Here is a 573-nt window from a genome sequence, read left to right as displayed (position 1 = left end):
ATGACATCCTCACGCCGGGTGACGCGCCGGACGTGCTCGTCGCGATGAACCCGGCCGCGCTGAAGGCGAACATCGGTGATGTGCCGCGTGGCGCGGAAATCATCGTGAACACCGATGAGTTCACCAAACGGCCGATGGCGAAGGTCGGCTACGCGGACAGTCCGCTGGAGGACGGGTCGCTGGAGGCGTACAGCGTGCACCGGGTGCCGCTGACGACGCTGACGATCGAGGCGCTGAAGGAGTTCGGGCTCTCACGGAAGGAGGCCGAGCGGTCGAAGAACATGTTCGCGCTGGGTCTGCTCTCGTGGATGTATCACCGGCCGACCGAGGGGACCGAGGCGTTCCTGCGGGCGAAGTTCGCGAAGAAGCCGCAGATCGCCGAGGCGAACGTGGCGGCGTTCCGGGCGGGGTGGAACTTCGGGGAGACGACGGAGGACTTCGCCGTCTCCTACGAGGTGGCACCGGCCTCGCAGGCGTTCCCGGCGGGTACGTACCGCAACATCTCGGGGAACCTGGCACTGTCCTACGGGCTGGTCGCCGCGTCCCGGCAGGCGGACCTGCCGCTGTATCTGG

1 protein-coding gene is annotated in these 573 nt (G+C 67.4%); it reads left to right on the top strand.

What is annotated here, in order from left to right; translation table 11 throughout:
* Nucleotides 1–573, top strand: a 573-nt coding sequence (locus AADR41_RS43095; protein WP_342287773.1) for a 2-oxoacid:acceptor oxidoreductase family protein, incomplete at both ends; no start/stop codon positions are given.

Origin of the sequence: Streptomyces sp. CLV115 (genome assembly GCF_038448545.1) — a bacterium.
GTDB classification, from domain to species: Bacteria; Actinomycetota; Actinomycetes; order Streptomycetales; family Streptomycetaceae; genus Streptomyces; species Streptomyces sanglieri.
This window is presented reverse-complemented; position numbering and strand designations above follow the sequence as displayed.